Origin of the sequence: Azospirillum formosense, from assembly GCF_040500525.1 — a bacterium.
In the GTDB taxonomy this organism is placed as follows: domain Bacteria; phylum Pseudomonadota; class Alphaproteobacteria; order Azospirillales; family Azospirillaceae; genus Azospirillum; species Azospirillum formosense_A.
Map to the genome: position 1 here is coordinate 2,558,235 of NZ_CP159402.1, position 17,006 is coordinate 2,575,240.

General features: G+C 69.0%; 16 protein-coding genes. 9 read left to right on the forward strand and 7 right to left on the reverse strand.

Annotated features, from left to right (window positions below; all coding sequences use genetic code 11):
• Window positions 1-164: 164 nt before the first annotated feature.
• Entirely contained in the window at window positions 165-1,307 is a 1,143-nt protein-coding gene (gene dnaJ, locus ABVN73_RS12220) for a molecular chaperone DnaJ (protein WP_353858217.1), read from the reverse strand.
• A 161-nt stretch (window positions 1,308-1,468) separates the two neighbouring features.
• Window positions 1,469-3,640: a molecular chaperone DnaK gene (dnaK, locus tag ABVN73_RS12225; protein ID WP_353858218.1), complete on the reverse strand. Its 2,172-nt coding sequence runs from the start codon at window positions 3,638-3,640 to the stop codon at window positions 1,469-1,471.
• Window positions 3,641-3,937: 297 nt separating this feature from the next.
• On the opposite strand from dnaK, the gene ABVN73_RS12230 reads away from it, so the two are divergent.
• Window positions 3,938-4,141, forward strand: coding sequence for a hypothetical protein (locus ABVN73_RS12230; RefSeq protein ID WP_014239027.1), 204 nt, complete (start codon window positions 3,938-3,940; stop codon window positions 4,139-4,141).
• Between the two features lie 163 nt (window positions 4,142-4,304).
• On the opposite strand, the gene ABVN73_RS12235 is transcribed toward ABVN73_RS12230, so the two are convergent.
• On the reverse strand, window positions 4,305-4,751 hold the full coding sequence (locus ABVN73_RS12235; protein ID WP_353858219.1) for a hypothetical protein: 447 nt from the start codon (window positions 4,749-4,751) through the stop codon (window positions 4,305-4,307).
• A gap of 162 nt (window positions 4,752-4,913) precedes the next feature.
• On the opposite strand from ABVN73_RS12235, the gene ABVN73_RS12240 reads away from it, so the two are divergent.
• Together ABVN73_RS12240 and ABVN73_RS12245 are read left to right on the forward strand one after the other, a co-directional pair.
• Entirely contained in the window at window positions 4,914-5,792 is an 879-nt protein-coding gene (locus ABVN73_RS12240; RefSeq protein WP_353858220.1) for a DUF1848 domain-containing protein, read from the forward strand.
• A gap of 314 nt (window positions 5,793-6,106) precedes the next feature.
• Window positions 6,107-7,585 carry a PAS domain-containing methyl-accepting chemotaxis protein gene (locus tag ABVN73_RS12245; RefSeq protein WP_353858221.1) on the forward strand — a complete coding sequence of 493 codons (1,479 nt, stop codon included), beginning with the start codon at window positions 6,107-6,109 and terminating at the stop codon, window positions 7,583-7,585.
• Between the two features lie 39 nt (window positions 7,586-7,624).
• Here the strand turns inward: ABVN73_RS12245 and ABVN73_RS12250 are convergent, their stop codons facing one another.
• The 3 genes from ABVN73_RS12250 to hrcA all read right to left on the reverse strand — a co-directional run bounded on the left by ABVN73_RS12250 (window position 7,625) and on the right by hrcA (window position 9,951).
• A complete protein-coding gene (locus tag ABVN73_RS12250) occupies window positions 7,625-7,990 on the reverse strand; it encodes a response regulator (protein WP_014239024.1) in 366 nt (121 codons plus the stop codon).
• Between the two features lie 247 nt (window positions 7,991-8,237).
• Window positions 8,238-8,846, reverse strand: coding sequence for a nucleotide exchange factor GrpE (grpE, locus tag ABVN73_RS12255; RefSeq protein ID WP_353858222.1), 609 nt, complete (start codon window positions 8,844-8,846; stop codon window positions 8,238-8,240).
• 64 nt (window positions 8,847-8,910) lie between these two features.
• On the reverse strand, window positions 8,911-9,951 hold the full coding sequence (hrcA, locus tag ABVN73_RS12260) for a heat-inducible transcriptional repressor HrcA (RefSeq protein WP_035670634.1): 1,041 nt from the start codon (window positions 9,949-9,951) through the stop codon (window positions 8,911-8,913).
• A 163-nt stretch (window positions 9,952-10,114) separates the two neighbouring features.
• Here hrcA and rph point away from each other — a divergent pair, with 163 nt between their 5' ends.
• From rph to ABVN73_RS12285, 5 genes are all read left to right on the forward strand, one after another.
• On the forward strand, window positions 10,115-10,834 hold the full coding sequence (gene rph, locus ABVN73_RS12265; RefSeq protein ID WP_094301317.1) for a ribonuclease PH: 720 nt from the start codon (window positions 10,115-10,117) through the stop codon (window positions 10,832-10,834).
• 133 nt (window positions 10,835-10,967) lie between these two features.
• On the forward strand, window positions 10,968-11,570 hold the full coding sequence (rdgB, locus tag ABVN73_RS12270; RefSeq protein WP_353858223.1) for an RdgB/HAM1 family non-canonical purine NTP pyrophosphatase: 603 nt from the start codon (window positions 10,968-10,970) through the stop codon (window positions 11,568-11,570).
• Window positions 11,558-12,724, forward strand: a complete 1,167-nt coding sequence (gene hemW / locus ABVN73_RS12275) for a radical SAM family heme chaperone HemW (RefSeq protein ID WP_353858224.1) — start codon at window positions 11,558-11,560, stop codon at window positions 12,722-12,724. The genes rdgB and hemW overlap by 13 nt, the downstream gene beginning before the upstream one ends.
• Before the next feature lie 188 nt (window positions 12,725-12,912).
• Window positions 12,913-14,604 (forward strand): methyl-accepting chemotaxis protein, encoded by a 1,692-nt coding sequence (locus ABVN73_RS12280; protein WP_353858225.1) that lies wholly within the window; start codon window positions 12,913-12,915, stop codon window positions 14,602-14,604.
• Window positions 14,605-14,637: 33 nt separating this feature from the next.
• Window positions 14,638-15,144: a dihydrofolate reductase gene (locus ABVN73_RS12285; RefSeq protein WP_353858226.1), complete on the forward strand. Its 507-nt coding sequence runs from the start codon at window positions 14,638-14,640 to the stop codon at window positions 15,142-15,144.
• Window positions 15,145-15,148: 4 nt separating this feature from the next.
• Here the strand turns inward: ABVN73_RS12285 and ABVN73_RS12290 are convergent, their stop codons facing one another.
• Complete coding sequence (locus ABVN73_RS12290; protein ID WP_353858227.1) at window positions 15,149-15,988, reverse strand: helix-turn-helix transcriptional regulator; 840 nt, start codon at window positions 15,986-15,988, stop codon at window positions 15,149-15,151.
• A 109-nt stretch (window positions 15,989-16,097) separates the two neighbouring features.
• Between ABVN73_RS12290 and ABVN73_RS12295 the strand changes: the two genes are divergently transcribed.
• Window positions 16,098-16,991, forward strand: coding sequence for an SDR family oxidoreductase (locus ABVN73_RS12295; RefSeq protein ID WP_353858228.1), 894 nt, complete (start codon window positions 16,098-16,100; stop codon window positions 16,989-16,991).
• Window positions 16,992-17,006 lie beyond the last annotated feature (15 nt).

Genomic DNA, 17,006 nt, shown 5'->3' on the forward strand with positions numbered 1-17,006 from the left:
TCTTCCCCCGGTCCCACCGCTGTCAACGCCGAAGTGGTCATACCACTGGGACAAAAGCACGCGGCGCCCATGAACAGGCCCGGCGCATGGGGAAAAAGCCCGGCATGAAAAAGGCCCGGCTGCGGGCCGGGCCTTTTTCACGGGTCGGAACGGCGGGACGGCGGTCAGTCCTTCAGGTCTTCCCACAGCTCCTTCACCTTGGCGAAGAAGCCCTCGGACTGCGGGTGGGAGCCTTCCTTGCCGGCGGTGTCGAACTCGCGCAGAAGCTCCTGCTGCTTCTTGGTCAGGTTGACCGGAGTCTCGACGACGGCCTGGATGTACATGTCGCCGCGCTGCTGGCTGCGCAGCACCGACATGCCCTTGCCCTTGATGCGGAACTGGTGGCCGGACTGGGTGCCCGGCGGGACCGTCACCTTGGTGCGGCTGCCCTCGATGGTCGGCACCTCCACCGTGCCGCCCAGCGCCGCGGTGGTCATCGGGATCGGCACCCGGCAATGGATGTTGGCGCCGTCGCGCTGGAAGATCGGGTGCGGCGCGATGGCCAGGAAGATGTAGAGGTCGCCCGGCGGCGCGCCGCGCAGGCCCGCCTCGCCCTCCCCGGCCAGGCGGATGCGCGTGCCGTCCTCCACGCCCGCGGGGATGTTAACCTGGAGGGTCTTCTCCTTGCGCAGGCGCCCGGCGCCGCCGCAGTTCTTGCAGGGGTCCTTGATGACGCGGCCCTGGCCGTGGCAGGCCGGGCAGGTGCGCTCGATGGTGAAGAAGCCCTGCTGGGCGCGCACCTTGCCATGGCCCTGGCAGGTCGGGCAGGTGACCGGCTGGGTCCCCGCCGCGGCACCCGAGCCGCTGCAGGAGTCGCAGGCGACCGTGGAGGGAACGCGGACGTTGGCCGTGGTGCCCTTGAAGGCCTCCTCCAGCCCGATCTCCAAATTGTAGCGCAGGTCCTGGCCGCGGCCCGACGCGGCACCGCCGCCGCGGCGCCCGCCCATGAACTCGCCGAACATCTCGTCGAAGATGTCGGCGAAGCCGCCGCCGCCGCCGCCGAAATCGAAGCCGCCGAAGCCGCCGCCGCCACCGCGCCCGTTCTCGAAAGCGCCGTGGCCGAAGCGGTCGTAGGCCGCGCGCTTCTGCTCGTCCTTCAGGACGTCGTAGGCTTCGTTGATTTCCTTGAACTTGTGCTCGGCGTCCTTGTCACCCTGGTTGCGGTCCGGGTGATACTGCATCGCCATCTTGCGGTACGCTTTTTTGATCTCGTCCGCGCTGGCGCCCTTCGCCACCCCGAGCAGTTCGTAATAGTCCTGTTTCGCCATGGGCCCCGACCGCCTTCACATTCAACAGACCAATCATATCTCCGGCCCGCCACCGCAGGACGGATGACGGGCCGGACGATACTGCATGGCGCCGGGTTCTCCCGGCTGTGACACCGGAGGCAACGGGCGGTTGCCCGACGATTGCCCCCGGTTCCGAACGCTTACGCCGACTTCTTCTTGTCGTCGTCCACTTCCTCGAAGTCGGCGTCGACCACGCCCGGCTCGTTCGGGGCGGCGCCCGCCGCGCCGGCGGCACCGGCGCCCGGGGCCTCGCCCTGGCCGGCCTTGTACATGGCCTCGCCCAGCTTCATCGACACCTGGGCCAGAGCCTCGGTCTTCGCCTTCACGGCCTCCAGGTCCTCGCCGTCCATGACCGACTTCAGCTCGGCCACGGCGGCCTCGGCGGCGGTCTTGTCGGCGGCCGGGATCTTGTCGCCGTTCTCCTTGATCGTCCGCTCGGTCGTGTGGATCAGCGCGTCGGCGTGGTTGCGGGCGTCCACCAGCTCGCGCCGCTTCTTGTCGTCGGCGGCGTGGGCTTCGGCGTCCTTGACCATCTTGTTGATGTCGGCGTCCGACAGGCCGCCCGAGGCCTGGATGCGGATCTGCTGCTCCTTGCCGGTGGCCTTGTCCTTCGCCGTGACGCTGACGATGCCGTTGGCGTCGATGTCGAAGGTCACCTCGACCTGCGGCACGCCGCGCGGGGCCGGCGGGATGCCGACGAGGTCGAACTGGCCGAGCAGCTTGTTGTCCGCCGCCATCTCGCGCTCGCCCTGGAAGACGCGGATGGTTACCGCGTTCTGGTTGTCCTCGGCGGTCGAGAAGGTCTGCGACTTCTTGGTCGGGATCGTCGTGTTGCGGTCGATCAGGCGGGTGAACACGCCGCCCAGCGTCTCGATGCCCAGGCTGAGCGGGGTCACGTCGAGCAGCAGGACGTCCTTGACCTCGCCCTTCAGCACGCCGCCCTGGATGGCGGCGCCGATGGCGACCACCTCGTCCGGGTTCACGCCGCGGTGCGGCTCACGGCCGAAGAACTGCTTCACCGCCTCGATGACCTTGGGCATGCGGGTCATGCCGCCGACCAGGATCACCTCGTCGATCTCGTTGGCCTTCAGGCCGGCGTCGCGCAGAGCGGCCTTGCAGGGCTCGATCGTGCGCTGGACCAGCTCGTCCACCAGGGCTTCCAGCTTGGCGCGGGTCAGCTTGACGTTCAGGTGCTTCGGGCCGGACTGGTCGGCGGTGATGAAGGGCAGGTTGACCTCGGTCTGCATGGCCGAGGACAGCTCGATCTTCGCCTTCTCGGCGGCTTCCTTCAGGCGCTGCAGGGCCAGACGGTCCTTGCGCAGGTCGATGCCCTGCTCCTTCTGGAACTCGTCGGCGAGGTAGTCGATGATGCGGGCGTCGAAGTCCTCACCGCCGAGGAAGGTGTCGCCGTTGGTCGACTTCACCTCGAACACGCCGTCGCCGATCTCCAGCACGGAGACGTCGAAGGTGCCGCCGCCCAGGTCGTAGACCGCGATGGTGCCGGCGCCCTTCTTCTCCATGCCGTAGGCCAGAGCGGCCGCCGTCGGCTCGTTGATGATGCGCAGCACTTCCAGGCCGGCGATCTTGCCGGCGTCCTTGGTCGCCTGCCGCTGGCTGTCGTTGAAGTAGGCCGGGACGGTGATGACCGCCTGGGTCACCTTCTCGCCCAGATAGTTCTCCGCCGTCTCCTTCATCTTCTGCAGGATGAAGGCGCTGATCTGCGACGGGCTGTACTTCTTGCCGACGGCCTCCACCCAGGCATCGCCGTTGTCGCCGGGGATGATCTTGTAGGGGACGAGGCCCTGGTCCTTCTTGGTCAGCGGATCGTCGTAGCGGCGGCCGATCAGACGCTTGATCGCGAAGAGGGTGTTCTCGGGGTTCGTCACCGCCTGACGCTTGGCCGGCTGGCCGACCAGACGCTCCGCGTTCTGCGCGAAGGCGACCATGGACGGCGTGGTGCGCGTGCCTTCGGCGTTCTCGATCACCTTGGCGCTGGAGCCTTCCATGACGGCCACGCAGGAGTTCGTGGTGCCGAGGTCGATGCCAATGACTTTGCTCATGTTCAGCCTCTGTTGTTCGGCAGATGCGTGGCGGCCCGTTTGGTCCGGCACCGCCGCGATCCCCTTGGGGTCGGTGGAACGGTTGGGTGGATTCACGTCTGTCGCCGGAGATATAGGCAGGTGCGTTTCGGGCTGCAACGTCCTGCTCCATCCGCCAACCGTCAAAAGACCAAAAGGTGACGTGCACACCGGGACATATCGTCGCGCCTGCGGCTTCGCGTCGCAAGTGAATACCGGGGTACTCAGAAGCATAAGGCGTGCAACCGCCCCTCTTTGCCCCCTTACCGTGCCGAAAGCGCTCTGTTACAGGGCTTTAACACAAGCAAAACCCCCGCAACCCAGCCATGTTAACTTTTCATTAACAAGTAATGGTGTGCATTTCAATGCACAATCAATTGCCGGTTGCCCTGTTTCTTTGTTGTCCGAAGATTCTAATCGTGGAGAATCGAAGGAAATATGATATATCCCTCCTGGTCAGGGGGCCGCTCTTGCTCGCAGGCATGGCTTTCCGAAGCGGGACCGTGTGCAGCATTCCATAGGGGGATCAAGATGATGGATGAACGGCGCGACATGGCTCTGGCCATCAAGTCCTGCCTCGACAGCCTTATGGACGACGCGACGAAGTGCGACCTGGACGATCTGGCGCGCTTCATCAGCCTGGCCGCCCTGGCGGCGGAGGAGGCGGCCATGGCCTTCGATCCGAAGGCGGCGCAGTTGAAGGCCCTGATGTCCGGCGGCGCCGGCCACTGCTGACCACCGGGCTCCTGACCGCCTGAGCGCCCGGACCGGTGCGGGAACGCCGGAGACGTCGGGCTCGGACAGCCAGACCGGAAAAGAGCCGGGAAAGACCCGGAAAAGAAAAAAGCCGCCCTCGACGGGGCGGCTTTCCTGTGTGCGGAGCCTGTCCCGGATCGTTCTACAGGATGTCCGCCGCGCGGATCGCCCCGTCGAGCAGCGCCAGCGTGTCGGCGCAGGACTCGTCGCCGTCCATCACCATGGGCAGGCGGTAGCTGAACATGGCCGCCGCGGCCTTGCCGTCGCGCTCCGCCCCGACCAGCCACAGGTAATGGGCGTCGGTGCCGCCGTCCTCCTCCGTCATCATCACCGCCTGGGCGAGCACGCCGTCGTCTCCCCAGGGCTCGACGATCCGGTCGCTGGCGCGCGGGTCGTCGGGGCGCACGAAGCGCAGTGCCATCTCGCGCAGCACCGCCACGGCGCCGTCCGGCCCGTCCTTGGGCGCCACCCGGTCGGTGACCAGCCGCAGCACGCCCCCCGCCGGGGCCGGCGGGTGGAAGGCGGCCACGGCGTGGCCCTCATGGTCCTCCACCTCCGGGCGCCAGCCGTCCGGCAGCCGGAACCTCACGACCCCTTCCCATTCCACGCTGTGCCCCGTCCCGTGGCCCGCTGCGTGGCCGTCCTGTGCGCCCGTCACGGCATCCTCCCCTGATCCTGTGCCGGCACTTTAGGCCGAAGCGCCGGCGAATCCAGCCTTGATCGCAGCCCGCCGAGCCACCATGGTCCGGCGATGATCGTTTCCGCCAGTTACAAGACCGACATTCCCGCCTTCTACGGGCGCTGGTTCCTGAACCGGCTGGAGGCCGGGCACTGCCGCATGGTCAATCCCTACGGCGGCCAGACCCACCGCATCGGCCTGACCCGCGCGGAAGTCGACGGCTTCGTCTTCTGGACCAAGAACCTCGGCCCCTTCCTGCCGGCGCTGGAGGAGGTGTCGGGGCGCGGCTTCCCCTTCGTCGTCCAGTACAGCGTCACCGGCCTGCCGGGCGCGCTGGAGCGCTCCGTCCCCGACGCGGAGCGCACGGTGGAGCACATGGCCCGGCTGCGCGACCGCTGGGGGCCGCGGACCGCCGTCTGGCGCTACGACCCCATTGTGACGGCAGACGCCACGCCGCCATCCTGGCACCGGGAGACCTTCGCCCGGCTGGCCGGCCGGATGCGCGGCCTGACCGACGAGGCGGTGGTGTCCTTCCTCCAGCCCTACCGCAAGACCGCGCGCAACCTCGACGCCGCCGGTGTGCCCTGGCGCGACCCGGACCCGGAGGAGAAGCGCGCCCTGCTGGCCGATCTGGCCGGAATCGCCGCGGAGCACGGCATGGCGCTGACTCTGTGCACCCAGCCGGAGCTGGCCGGCGTTCCCGGCACGGCGCCGGCCCGCTGCGTCGACGCGCAACGGCTGTCCGACGTGGCCGGTCGGCCCATCGGCGCCCGGACGAAGGGCAACCGGCCGGGCTGCCTGTGCGCGGAGAGCCGCGACATCGGGGAGTACGACACCTGCCCGCACGGCTGCGTCTACTGCTACGCCGTCGCCAACCGCGCCACCGCCCAGCGGCGCTTCGCCGCCCATGACCCGGCGGGCGAGTTCCTGTTCCCGAGGGCGCCGGCCTGACCGGAAGGGCAGGACCAAGGGCACCCGCCGCCTATGACGGAATCCTGCGGACTCGCGTTGCCCGCCCCCCTTGTCGCCTAACCCGAAACAGCAGCTTCGTCATATCCGCGCATCTCGAAGTGAATAGGCGCATCCGGACCGTTTATGACAGTAATTATTTCTCATACATCGCGTCCTATGGCCGCAAATGATTTCCCTGACAGTGAAATTTCGCAAAATCCTGCAATAATTTTAATGTTATTTTTTCCACCCCGTAGATTTTGATTTTTAATGTGGCACTATGCCCCGTCCATGGAAACCAGGGGGTTTCGGCCATGCTCGGCATTCTTCGGAAAGACCAAAAGACAACGCATAAGATCACGGCGCTGGACACCGTTCGCGCCAACATCATGATCGCCGACAATGATCTGAAGATCACTTACATCAATCCATCCGTCGCTTCGTTCCTTCGCCAAGCCGAAGCGGACCTGCGCAAGGAACTGCCGAACTTCAACGTCGACACTCTGGTCGGCAGCAAGATCGACGTGTTCCACAAGAATCCGGTGCATCAGCAGCGCATGCTGGGCGCCATGACGCGCCCGCACAGCGCCACCATCCGGGTCGGCAGCCACCAGTTCGACCTGCTGGTCTCCCCGCTGATGAAGGACGGGCGGCGCATCGGCTATGTCGTGGAATGGGCCGACGCCAAGGAGCGCCTGCTGAACCTGGACTATGCGTCCCAGATCGCGGCGATCCAGCGTTCCCAGGCGGTTATCGAGTTCGACACGGACGGCACCGTAAGGACCGCCAACGAGAATTTCCTGACCCTGTTCGGCTACGAGATGGCCGAGGTTCAGGGCCGTCATCACAGCCAGTTCGTCGAGCCTGAACAGCGGACGAGCCGGGAATACCGCGAATTCTGGGAATCCCTGCGGCGCGGGCAGTATCTGTCCGGCCAGCACCGCCGCATCGCCAAGGGCGGCAGGCAGCTTTGGATCGAGGGGTCCTACAACCCGATTATCGACGCGGGCGGCAAGGTCGTGAAGATCATGAAGATCGCCTCGGACGTCAGCGCGCAGATCACCCTGCTGAGCGATCTCAAGACGCTTCTCGACCGGAATTTCGGCGAGATCGATCTGGCCATGGCGCAGTCGTCCTCCGAGGTGCGGTCCGCGGCGCTCGCCGCCGAGCAGACCTCGGCCAACGTGCAGACGGTCGCCGCCAGCGCCGAGGAGTTGGCCGCCTCCATCGGCGAAATCGCGCAGAGCATGGCCAATTCGCGGACCGCCGCCGACACCGTCTACGACAAGGCGAACGCGGTCGGCGCCAACGCGGCGCGTCTGACCGACGCCGCCCAGTCGATGAACGGCATCGTCGGGCTGATCCAGAACATCGCCAGCCAGATCAACCTCCTGGCGCTGAACGCCACGATCGAGGCGGCGCGCGCCGGCGAGGCGGGCAAGGGTTTCGCGGTGGTCGCGTCGGAGGTCAAGAACCTCGCCAACCAGGCGGCCAAGGCCACCGAGCAGATCACCCGCGAGATCGACCTGATCCAGGCGACCTCCTCCGAAGTGGCCGGGGCGCTGGACGGCATCCGCACCGGCATCGAGACCGTGCGCTCCTTCGTCACCGCCACCGCCTCCGCCGTCGAGGAGCAGAACAGCGTGACCCAGAGCGTGTCCGGCAACATGCAGAGCGCCGCGACCTCCGTGCAGACGGCCTCCGCCAACATCGCCGGCATCTCCGGCGCGGTGTCGCAGATGGCCCAGGCGGTCGAGCGGACGCGCAGCGCCGCCGTCGTGCTGGTGCGGTGACCGGCGCCGGGCCAAGGGCGCCGAATTATGGGCAATGGGTTAAGGGCAGACCTTCTTCACGGTCTCGACCAGCTTGTCCGGGTTGAAGGGCTTGACCAGCCAGCCGGTGGCCCCGGCCTCGCGACCGGCCGTCTTCTTGGCGGGGTCGGCCTCGGTGGTCAGCAGCAGGACGGGGGTGGCACGGTTGAGCGCGCTGCCGCGGATGGCCCGGGTCAGGGCCAAACCGTCCATGCCCGGCATGTTCAGGTCGGTGATGATGCAGTCGAACTTCTGCCGGTTGACCTCCGCCAGACCGGCGGTGCCGTCCGCCGCCTCGGTGACGCCGTAGCCGGCGTTGCGCAGCGTGAAGGCGACCATGTCGCGGATGGTCTTGGAGTCGTCGACGGTCAGAATGGTCTTGGCCACGGGTCCGGTTCCCTGAATGGGCGGCGGCCCCGAACGGACAATTCACGGGGCGCCGCGAGACTCCCCGACGCGGATCGGGGTTGCGATGCGAATAGGCGAAGGAACCGCCCGGCGCAAGCCCTTCGGTGCGCAAGGGACCGCGGGCGGACGCCCCCGGGAAGACGGCGGGACGGAAAAAAAAGCGGCGCGCCGGACCATGCCGCCGCGCCGCCGCAAGAGACGTGCCTCCTGCCGTCCGTGAGGATGGTCAGGCTTTGGTATCGACGTGCTGGCCGCCCATGTCGTGAGGACCGGCCTTGGCGACGCCCACCATGGCCTCGCGCAGCAGGCGGCCGTGGATGGTGTAGCCGGGCTGGAGGACCTGCACGACGGTGCCGGCGGGCTTGCCGGTGTTCTCGATCTCGAACATCACCTGATGGAAGTTCGGGTCGAACAGCTCGCCGGTCGGGTCGATCTTTTTGATGCCCGCGCGCTCGAAGGCGGAGAAGAGCTGGCGCTCCGTCGCCTCAACGCCCACGGCGAGGCCCTTCAGCACGTCGTCGTTCTCGCGGCCCTCGGCGGGGACGGCCTCCAGCGCGCGGCGCAGGTTGTCGGCCACGGTGACCAGCTCCTTGGCGAAGCTGGACACGGCGAACTTGCTGGCGTCCTCGCGGTCGCGCTGGGCGCGGCGGCGGGTGTTCTCCACCTCGGCCATCTGGCGCAGCAGCTGGTCCTTCAGGCTGGCGACCTCGGCCTCAAGCTGGGCCACGCGATCCCCGGCACCGGCGTCCGCAGCCTTGTCCTGGGCGGCCTTGTCCTGGACGGCTTCGGTCTGCTCCACCTCAGCTTCGGCGGGCTTGTTCTGCTCTTCGCTCATGGCTCTCTCGTTGTCGTCTTGGGTCGTCGTCTGGTGGGGGATGGGTGAAGCGTTGCCAAGGGCGTCACCCGACAAGGCGGCTGATGACCTTGGCTGTATAATCCACAAGCGGGATGATCCGGGCATAATTGATGCGGGTCGGTCCGATCACGCCGATGGCCCCGATCACCTGCTCGCGGCTGTTCTGGAACGGCGAGATGATGAGCGAACAGCCGGAATGGCCGAACAGCACATTCTCCGCGCCGATGAAGATCTGCACCCCGTCGCCCTTCCCGGTGGCGTCGAGCAGGCGCAGCATGGTCTCCTTGGTCTCCAGCGCCTCGAACAGGGCGCGCACGCGCTCCAGGTCCGACAGGGCGGTGACGTCCTCCAGCAGCTTCGCCTGGCCGCGCACGATGAGCTGGCCGCTGTTCTGACCGCCGCTGCCCGCCCAGGTGGCGAGACCGGCGGAGACCACGCGCTGCGACAATTCGTCCAGTTCGGTCTTCTGGTCCTCGATCTCGCGCAGCACGGCCTGCCGCGCCTCGTCCAGCGTGCGGCCGACCAGCTTCGCGCTGAGGAAGTTCGACACCATCTGCAGCGTCGCGGCGGGCACGCCGACCGGCACCTCGATGACGCGGTTCTCGACCAGCCCGTCCTCGTTGACCAGCACGACCAGCGCCCGGCCGGGGGCCAGCGAGACGAACTCGATGTGCTTCAGCGGCCGGTCGGTCTTCGGCGCCACCACCAGCCCGGCGCAGTGCGACAGGCCGGACAGCAGGGTGGAGGCCTCACCCAGCACGTCCTGCAGCGACCGTCCGGAGGAGGCGCATTTGGCCTCGATGGAGCCGCGCTCGTCCTCGCTCAGGCTGCCGATCTCCAGCAGGCCGTTGACGAACAGGCGCAGCCCGGCCTCGGTCGGGATGCGGCCGGCGGAGGTGTGGGGGGCGTAGAGCAGCCCCTGCTCCTCCAGGTCGGCCATGACGTTGCGGATGGTCGCGGGCGACAGGGCCATGCCGAGCCTCCGCGAGATCGTGCGCGAGCCCACCGGCTCGCCGGTCGCCACATAGGCGTCGACGATCAGCCGGAAGATCTCGCGGGACCGTTGGTTCAGCTCGGTGATCATGGCGGGGCGGGAACCGGACGATGCTGTTGAGGCGCGAAAGGGGCGTCCCGAATTTAGGCAGGTGTCCGCGCCGAATCAACGTGCGCCCCGGTTGCGCGCTGGACGGCGGGGGCGGCGGACGCTAGCTTGCCGCCGATTTCAACAGATTCGCGGATCATGCCCGATGCGTCCCTCCGGCCGCGCCCACGACCAGTTGCGCACCATTTCCCTTGAGCCCCATTTCAGCAAGCACGCCGAGGGGTCCTGCCTGGTGCGTTTCGGCGACACGCACGTCCTGTGCACCGCCAGCGTGGACGAGGGCGTTCCCCGCTTCCTGAAGAACACCGGCCTCGGCTGGGTCACCGCCGAGTACGGCATGCTGCCGCGCTCCACCCACAGCCGCACCGACCGCGAGGCCGCCAAGGGCAAGCAGTCGGGCCGCACCCAGGAGATCCAGCGCCTGATCGGCCGCGCGCTGCGCGCCGTCACCGACCGCGCCGCCATGGGCGAGAAGCAGATCAAGATCGACTGCGATGTCATCCAGGCCGACGGCGGCACCCGCACCGCCGCCATCACCGGCAGCTTCGTCGCCCTGCATCTCGCCTTCCAGCATCTGATGCAGATCGGCGCGCTCAAGACCATGCCGCTGACCGACCATGTGGCCGCCGTCTCCTGCGGCATCTACAAGGACGCCAGCGTGCTGGACCTCGACTACGCTGAGGATTCGACCGCGCAGGCCGACGCCAACTTCGTGCTGACCGGCAACGGCGGCATCGTCGAGGTCCAGGGCACCGCCGAGGAGCGTCCCTTCAGCGAGCCGCAGTTCATGGAGCTGCTGGCGCTCGCCCGCAAGGGCATCAATGAGCTGGTGGCCTTGCAGAAGGCGGCGATCGCGGTGAAGTAAAGCGTCGCCCCCTCCCACCCGCTGCGCGGGCACCCTCCCCCGCCGCCGGCGGTGGAGGGGAACAGGCCTCCTCTCCCGCAAAGCGGGGGAGGGTCGGGGTGGGGGCAACCCGCTGTGACAGAAGGAACTCCCCATGACCACGCCTCCCCGCCGCTTCACGGGCGGCACGCTGGTGATCGCCAGCCACAACAAGGGCAAGGTCCGCGAGATCGCGGCGCTGCTCGGCCCCTACGCCGCCTCCTTCGTGTCCGCGGGCGAGCTTGGCCTGCCCGAGCCGGAGGAGACGGGGACCACCTTCATTGCGAACGCCGAGCTGAAAGCCCTGGCCGCCGCCAAGGCGGGGCACGTCGCGCTGGCCGACGACAGCGGGATGGTGGTGCCGGCGCTGAACGGCGATCCCGGCATCTACTCCGCCCGCTGGGCCGGTCCGGAAAAGGACTTCCAGATGGCCATGGGCAAGGTCGAGGACGGGCTCAAGGGCCAGACCGACCGCCGCGCCTGGTTCGTCTGCGCCCTGTCGCTGGCCTGGCCGGACGGCCATGTCGAGACGGTCGAGGGCCGCTGCCCCGGCACGCTGGTCTGGCCGCCGCGCGGCGCGCATGGTTTCGGTTACGATCCGATGTTCATGCCGGACGGTTACGACATCACCTTCGGCGAGATGGACCCGGCCAGGAAGCATGAGATGAGCCACCGGGCCGACGCCTTCCGCCAGCTTGTGGAGCGATGCTTCAAGTGACTCCTGATCCTGGCTTCGGGATCTACATCCACTGGCCCTTCTGCAAGGCGAAGTGCCCGTACTGCGACTTCAACAGCCACGTCCGCGACCGGGTCGAGCATGACCGCTGGCGCGCCGCGCTGGTGCGGGAGCTGGATCATTACGCGGACGCAACGCCCGGACGCCGGGTGACCTCGGTCTTCTTCGGGGGCGGCACGCCGTCGCTGATGGAGCCGGCGACGGTCGGCGCGGTGCTGGAGCGCATCGCCGCCCGCTGGACGGTGGGCGACGACCTGGAAGTGTCGCTGGAGGCCAACCCGACCTCCGTCGAGGCCGACAAGTTCCGCGCCTTCCGCGCCGCCGGTGTCAACCGCCTGTCGATGGGCATCCAGGCGCTGGACGACGCCGCGCTGACGTTCCTCGGCCGCCAGCACAGCGCGGCCGAGGCGACCGGGGCCATCGCTCTGGCCGCCCGCACCTTCCCCCGCTTCAGCTTCGACCTGATCTACGCCCGCCCCGGCCAGTCCGTCGCGGCGTGGGAGGCGGAGCTGACCCAAGCGCTCGACCACGCGGTCGGCCACCTGTCGGTCTACCAGCTGACCATCGAGGAGGGCACGGCCTTCTTCCCCCTGCACGCGCGGGGCGATCTGGTGCTGCCCGACGAGGATCTGGCCGGCGACCTCTACGAGGCGACGCAGAGCCTGCTCGACCGCGCCGGGCTGCCCGCCTACGAGATTTCCAACCACGCCCGCCCCGGCGAGGAGAGCCGCCACAACCTGACCTACTGGCGCTACGGCGATTACGTCGGCGTCGGTCCCGGCGCCCACGGCCGGCTGACGCTGGACGGCGAGAAATTCGCCACCCGCGCCCACCGCGCCCCGGAAATCTGGCTGGAGCGGGTGGAGCGCGACGGCCACGGCGCCGCCGCGCCCGAACCGGTCGCCCGCGAGTCGCGCGGGTCGGAGTTGCTGATGATGGGACTGCGCCTGCGCGAGGGGGTGGCCCGCGCCCGGCTGGTCGAGGAGACCGGCCGCGACCTCGACGGGCTGGTCGATCCCGCCGCGCTGGAGCGTCTGGTGGCCGGCGGCTTCCTGGAGGTCGGCAAGGAAACGTTGCGCGCCACGCACGAAGGGCGTCAGCGGTTGAACGCCGTCCTGGGATCTCTTCTCGCCTGACCGCGGCAATACCCGGAAACGTGGTGTGACAAAGGCGCCCAGTGCCCGGCGCGCCCTGCGTTTTTATACATCCGTTTATACGTTTCCTGTGACTGTCAGCCATCCTTGGAGTCCCGGCAAAGACAAGGGCAAGCAAACGCCGCTTGCCGGGACGCGGGGCAGGGCAGACAGTTGCAGGCAGACATTCCATGATCCTCACGAGGCTTTCCATTCGGGCCAAGCTGTGGGCGCTCGTCGTCGCGGCTTCGGTCGCGTCCTTCGCCATCGCCGGTGCCGGCCTTTACCTCAACTACAGCCGCATGCACGCCGACCGGCTGGAGACTCTGCACAGCATCGTGGAAACCGGGGTCACCCTGGCCACCACGCTGGAGGCGGAGGCGGCCGCCGGCAAGATCACCCGCGAGGAAGCGCAGGCCCGCTTCAAGGCCGCGGTGGCCGGCATCCGCTACGCCGGCGGCAAGGAGTATCTCTTCGCCCACACCATGGACGGCTACGGCTTCGCCCACGTCAACGCCAAGCTGATCGGCGCCGACGTCAAGCCGCTGAAGTCCGCCAACGGCGTCCACATGATCACGGAGTTCATCCGCATGGTCCGCGCCACCGGCGACGGGCTGCTGGAATACGACTGGCCGCGCACGGTCGGCGGCAACGATCTGGCGGTGAAGCTGGGCTATGTCCGCGGCTTCGAGCCGTGGAACATCTTTATCGGCAGCGGCATCTTCATCGACGACATCCGGGCCGCCTTCCTGGAGCAGCTGTGGACGCTGGCCGCAGTCATCCTGGTGTTGGCGGTGCCGGCCATCGGGCTGATCGCCTGGGTCGGCACCGACATCAGCCGGGTGCTGCGCGGGCTGGGCGCCAAGATGCGCTCGCTGGCCGACGGCGACCTGTCCACCCGCTTCCCCGAGGCGGAGCGCGGCGACGAGATCGGCGCCATGGCCAAGGCCGTGCTGGTCTTCCAGACCAACGCCCGCGACAAGCAGCGTCTGGAGGCCGAGCAGGCCGCGTCGGCCCAGCGCGCCGAAGAGGAGAAGCGCCGCGCCATGCTGGCCCTGGCCGCCAGCTTCGAGCAGAGCATCGGCGCCGTCGTCCGCACCGTCTCCGACGCGGCGGCGACCATGGAGGAGCGCGCGGCGGAGATGAACCGCGCCGCCGCCCAGACCGACGAGCTGGCGACCTCCGTCGCCGCGGCGACCGAGCAGACCTCCGCCAACGTGCAGACCGTGGCCGCCGCGTCGGAGGAACTGGCCGGCTCGATCCAGGAGATCAGCCGTCAGGTCGCCGAGTCGTCGCGCATCGCGGGTGAGGCGGTGACCCTCAGCGGCCGGGCCAACGACAAGGTCGGCGGGCTGGCCGAGGCGGTGCAGAAGATCGGCGCGGTGGTCCAGCTCATCAACGACATCGCCAGCCAGACCAACCTCCTGGCGCTCAACGCCACCATCGAGGCGGCCCGCGCCGGCGAGGCCGGCAAGGGCTTCGCCGTGGTGGCGTCGGAGGTCAAGGCGCTGGCCAACCAGACCGCCAAGGCCACCGAGGAGATCGCCGCCCAGGTCGCCAACATCCAGACGGTGACCGGCGATGCGGTCGGCGAGATCCAGGGCGTGACCCAAGTGATCCTGCGGGTGAACGAGATCGCCACCTCCATCGCCTCCGCGGTCGAGGAGCAGGGGGCGGCCACCCGCGAGATCAGCCGCAACGTCCAGGAGGCGGCGGGCGGCACGCAGGAGGTGTCGGCCAACATCACCGGCGTCACCGGTGCGGCGACCCGGAGCGGCGCCACCGCCCGCGACGTGCTGGAGATGTCGCGCCAGCTCGGCCACCAGCTCGACACGCTGCACCGCGAGGTCGGGGGCTTCCTTCAGCAGCTCCGCGCGGCGTAAGGTGGGGTAAACGGGACGGGAAAAGGGGTTGGGATGCGCATCAGTCTGGTGGTGGCCGCGGCGCGCAACGGCGTGATCGGCCGCAACGGCACCCTGCCCTGGACCCTGCCCGGTGACCTCAAGCGCTTCCGGGAGCTGACGATGGGCAAGCCGGTCCTGATGGGCCGGCGCACCTGGGAGTCGCTGCCCCGCAAGCCCCTGCCCGGCCGCGACAACCTGGTCGTCAGCCGCAGCGCCCCGCCGGGCGAGCGGGACGGGGCGCGCTGGTTCGGCGGCCTCGACGCGGCGCTGGACTGGTGCCGCGCCAGCGCTGTGCCGGAGGTCAGCGTGATCGGCGGCGCCGAGCTGTTCCGCGAAACCCTGCCGCTCGCCGACATCGTCCACCTGACCCGCGTCGAGCGGGATGTGGAGGGCGACACCGTCATGCCGCCGCTGGGGCCGGAGTGGGTGGAGACGGAGCGCGGCCCGTTGTTGAGCGAGAACGGGCTGGAGTACCGGTATCTGGACCTCGTGCGGCGCCCCGTCGGCGCTGGCCCGTGACGGGTCAGCCCAGCAGCGCCCGCACCCGCTCGGCGTCCTCCGGAGACGCCGGGTTGTAGACGAGCATCGTCAGGTCCGGGCGCCCGTCCACGGCGAAGGCCGAATATTCCAGCTCCAGGGTTCCCAGCGTGGGATGGCGCAGGCGCTTGATTCCCTCCCCGAAATGGCTCACGTCGTTCGCGGTCCACAGGGCGGCGAATTCCGGACTCTGGCGCGACAGATCCTCGACCAGGGCTTTCACCGCGTCGTCGGCACCGGCGCGCGCCGCGTCGGCGCGGAAGGCGCCGACGACGAAGCGCGCCACGCCCTCCCAATCGAACTGGGCGGCCCGCACGCGCGGGTCGCAGAAGATGAGCCGCAGAATGTTGCGCCGGGCCGCCGGCAGGGCGCCGTAATCGGTCAGCACCGCCGCTGCGGCGCGGTTCCAGGCGACGACGTCCCAGGTCGGCGTCTTGACCAGGGCGGGGCTGGGGTTCAGCGCGTCCAGCACGCGCTGCAGGCGCGGCGTGACCGCCTCCCCCACCGGATGGCGCAGCGTCGGCAAGCGGTTGAGGCCGAGGATGAAAAGATGCTCGCGCTCGGCGTCGGTGAGCATCAGGGCGCGGGCGATGCGCTCCAGCACGTCGGCGGACGGCGCTCCGCCGCGCCCCTGCTCCAGCCAGGTGTACCAGGTGGTGCTGATGTTCGCGCGCTGGGCGACCTCCTCGCGGCGCAGGCCACGGGTGCGCCGACGCTCCGCCGAAAAGCCGAAGGCCGCGGGATCGAGCTTCGCCCGGCGGTCCTTCAGGTAGGCGCCCAGCCGGCTCTCGCCGGAGCGGTGTCGCGCGGAACCGTTCTCCGTCATGGCGCGCCGGCCCGTCCTGTTGGTCATTATACCCCGATAACGTCACGACTTTACCAGGATAAGCTCCCGCCGGACAGTGGCCTCCACCATCACCGGAAGAGGTTTCCCCATGCGTGTCTTCGTCACCGGCGCCACCGGCTTCGTCGGCTCGGCCATCGTCCAGGACCTGCTCGCCAATGGACACCGGGTTCTCGGCCTTGCCCGCTCCGACGCGGCGGCGGCGGCCCTTGCCAGGGCTGGCGCGGAGGTCCACCGCGGCTCCCTCGACAATCCTGAAAGCCTGCGCGCCGGCGCCTCCACGGCCGACGGCGTGATCCACACCGCCTTCAACCATGACTTTTCGCGCTTCGCCGACAACTGCCGGGAGGACCATCGGGCGATCCTGGCGATGGGCGAGGCGCTGGAGGGCAGCGACCGCCCCCTGCTGGTGACGGCCGGCGCGGTCGTGGCCGCGCGCGGGCCGGTGGCGGTGGAGAGCGATCCGCACCGGCCGCCGTCCGACGCCCTGCCCCGCCGCACCGAACTCGCTGCCGAGGAGCTGGCCGCCCGCGGCGTCCGGGTCGGCGTCGTGCGTCTGCCGCCCTCGACCCACGGCGTCGGTGACCACGGCTTCGCGCGCATCCTGCACGACATCGCCCGCCGGACCGGAGTCTCGGCCTATGTCGGCGACGGCGGGAACCGTTGGCCGGCGGTGCACCGCCGCGATGCGGCGCGGCTGTACCGGCTGGCCCTGGAGGCCGGCGCCCTGGGCGGCCCGTTCCACGCCATCGCCGAGGAGGGCGTGCCGCTGCGCCACATTGCCGAGGCCATCGGCGCGCGGCTGGGCCTGCCCGTGGTGTCGAAGACGCCCGAGGAGGAGGCCGCCCATTTCGGGTGGTTCGCCTTCTTCGCCGGCATCGATTGCCCGACCTCCAGCGCCCACACCCGCGCCCTGCTGGGGTGGGAGCCGCGCGAGGCCGGCCTCCTCGCCGACCTTGGACAGCCCGGCTACTTCACGGACTGACCGGCCGGCGGAAGG

Coding starts and splice junctions, on each gene's coding strand:
- dnaJ (WP_353858217.1), bottom strand. CDS start 1,307: ATGGCGAAACAGGACTATTACGAACTGCTCGGGGTGGCGAAGGGCGCC.
- dnaK (WP_353858218.1), bottom strand. CDS start 3,640: ATGCTTCTGAGTACCCCGGTATTCACTTGCGACGCGAAGCCGCAGGCG.
- ABVN73_RS12230 (WP_014239027.1), top strand. CDS start 3,938: ATGATGGATGAACGGCGCGACATGGCTCTGGCCATCAAGTCCTGCCTC.
- ABVN73_RS12240 (WP_353858220.1), top strand. CDS start 4,914: ATGATCGTTTCCGCCAGTTACAAGACCGACATTCCCGCCTTCTACGGG.
- ABVN73_RS12245 (WP_353858221.1), top strand. CDS start 6,107: ATGCTCGGCATTCTTCGGAAAGACCAAAAGACAACGCATAAGATCACG.
- grpE (WP_353858222.1), bottom strand. CDS start 8,846: ATGAGCGAAGAGCAGAACAAGCCCGCCGAAGCTGAGGTGGAGCAGACC.
- hrcA (WP_035670634.1), bottom strand. CDS start 9,951: ATGATCACCGAGCTGAACCAACGGTCCCGCGAGATCTTCCGGCTGATC.
- rph (WP_094301317.1), top strand. CDS start 10,115: ATGCGTCCCTCCGGCCGCGCCCACGACCAGTTGCGCACCATTTCCCTT.
- rdgB (WP_353858223.1), top strand. CDS start 10,968: ATGACCACGCCTCCCCGCCGCTTCACGGGCGGCACGCTGGTGATCGCC.
- hemW (WP_353858224.1), top strand. CDS start 11,558: ATGCTTCAAGTGACTCCTGATCCTGGCTTCGGGATCTACATCCACTGG.
- ABVN73_RS12280 (WP_353858225.1), top strand. CDS start 12,913: ATGATCCTCACGAGGCTTTCCATTCGGGCCAAGCTGTGGGCGCTCGTC.
- ABVN73_RS12285 (WP_353858226.1), top strand. CDS start 14,638: ATGCGCATCAGTCTGGTGGTGGCCGCGGCGCGCAACGGCGTGATCGGC.
- ABVN73_RS12290 (WP_353858227.1), bottom strand. CDS start 15,988: ATGACGGAGAACGGTTCCGCGCGACACCGCTCCGGCGAGAGCCGGCTG.
- ABVN73_RS12295 (WP_353858228.1), top strand. CDS start 16,098: ATGCGTGTCTTCGTCACCGGCGCCACCGGCTTCGTCGGCTCGGCCATC.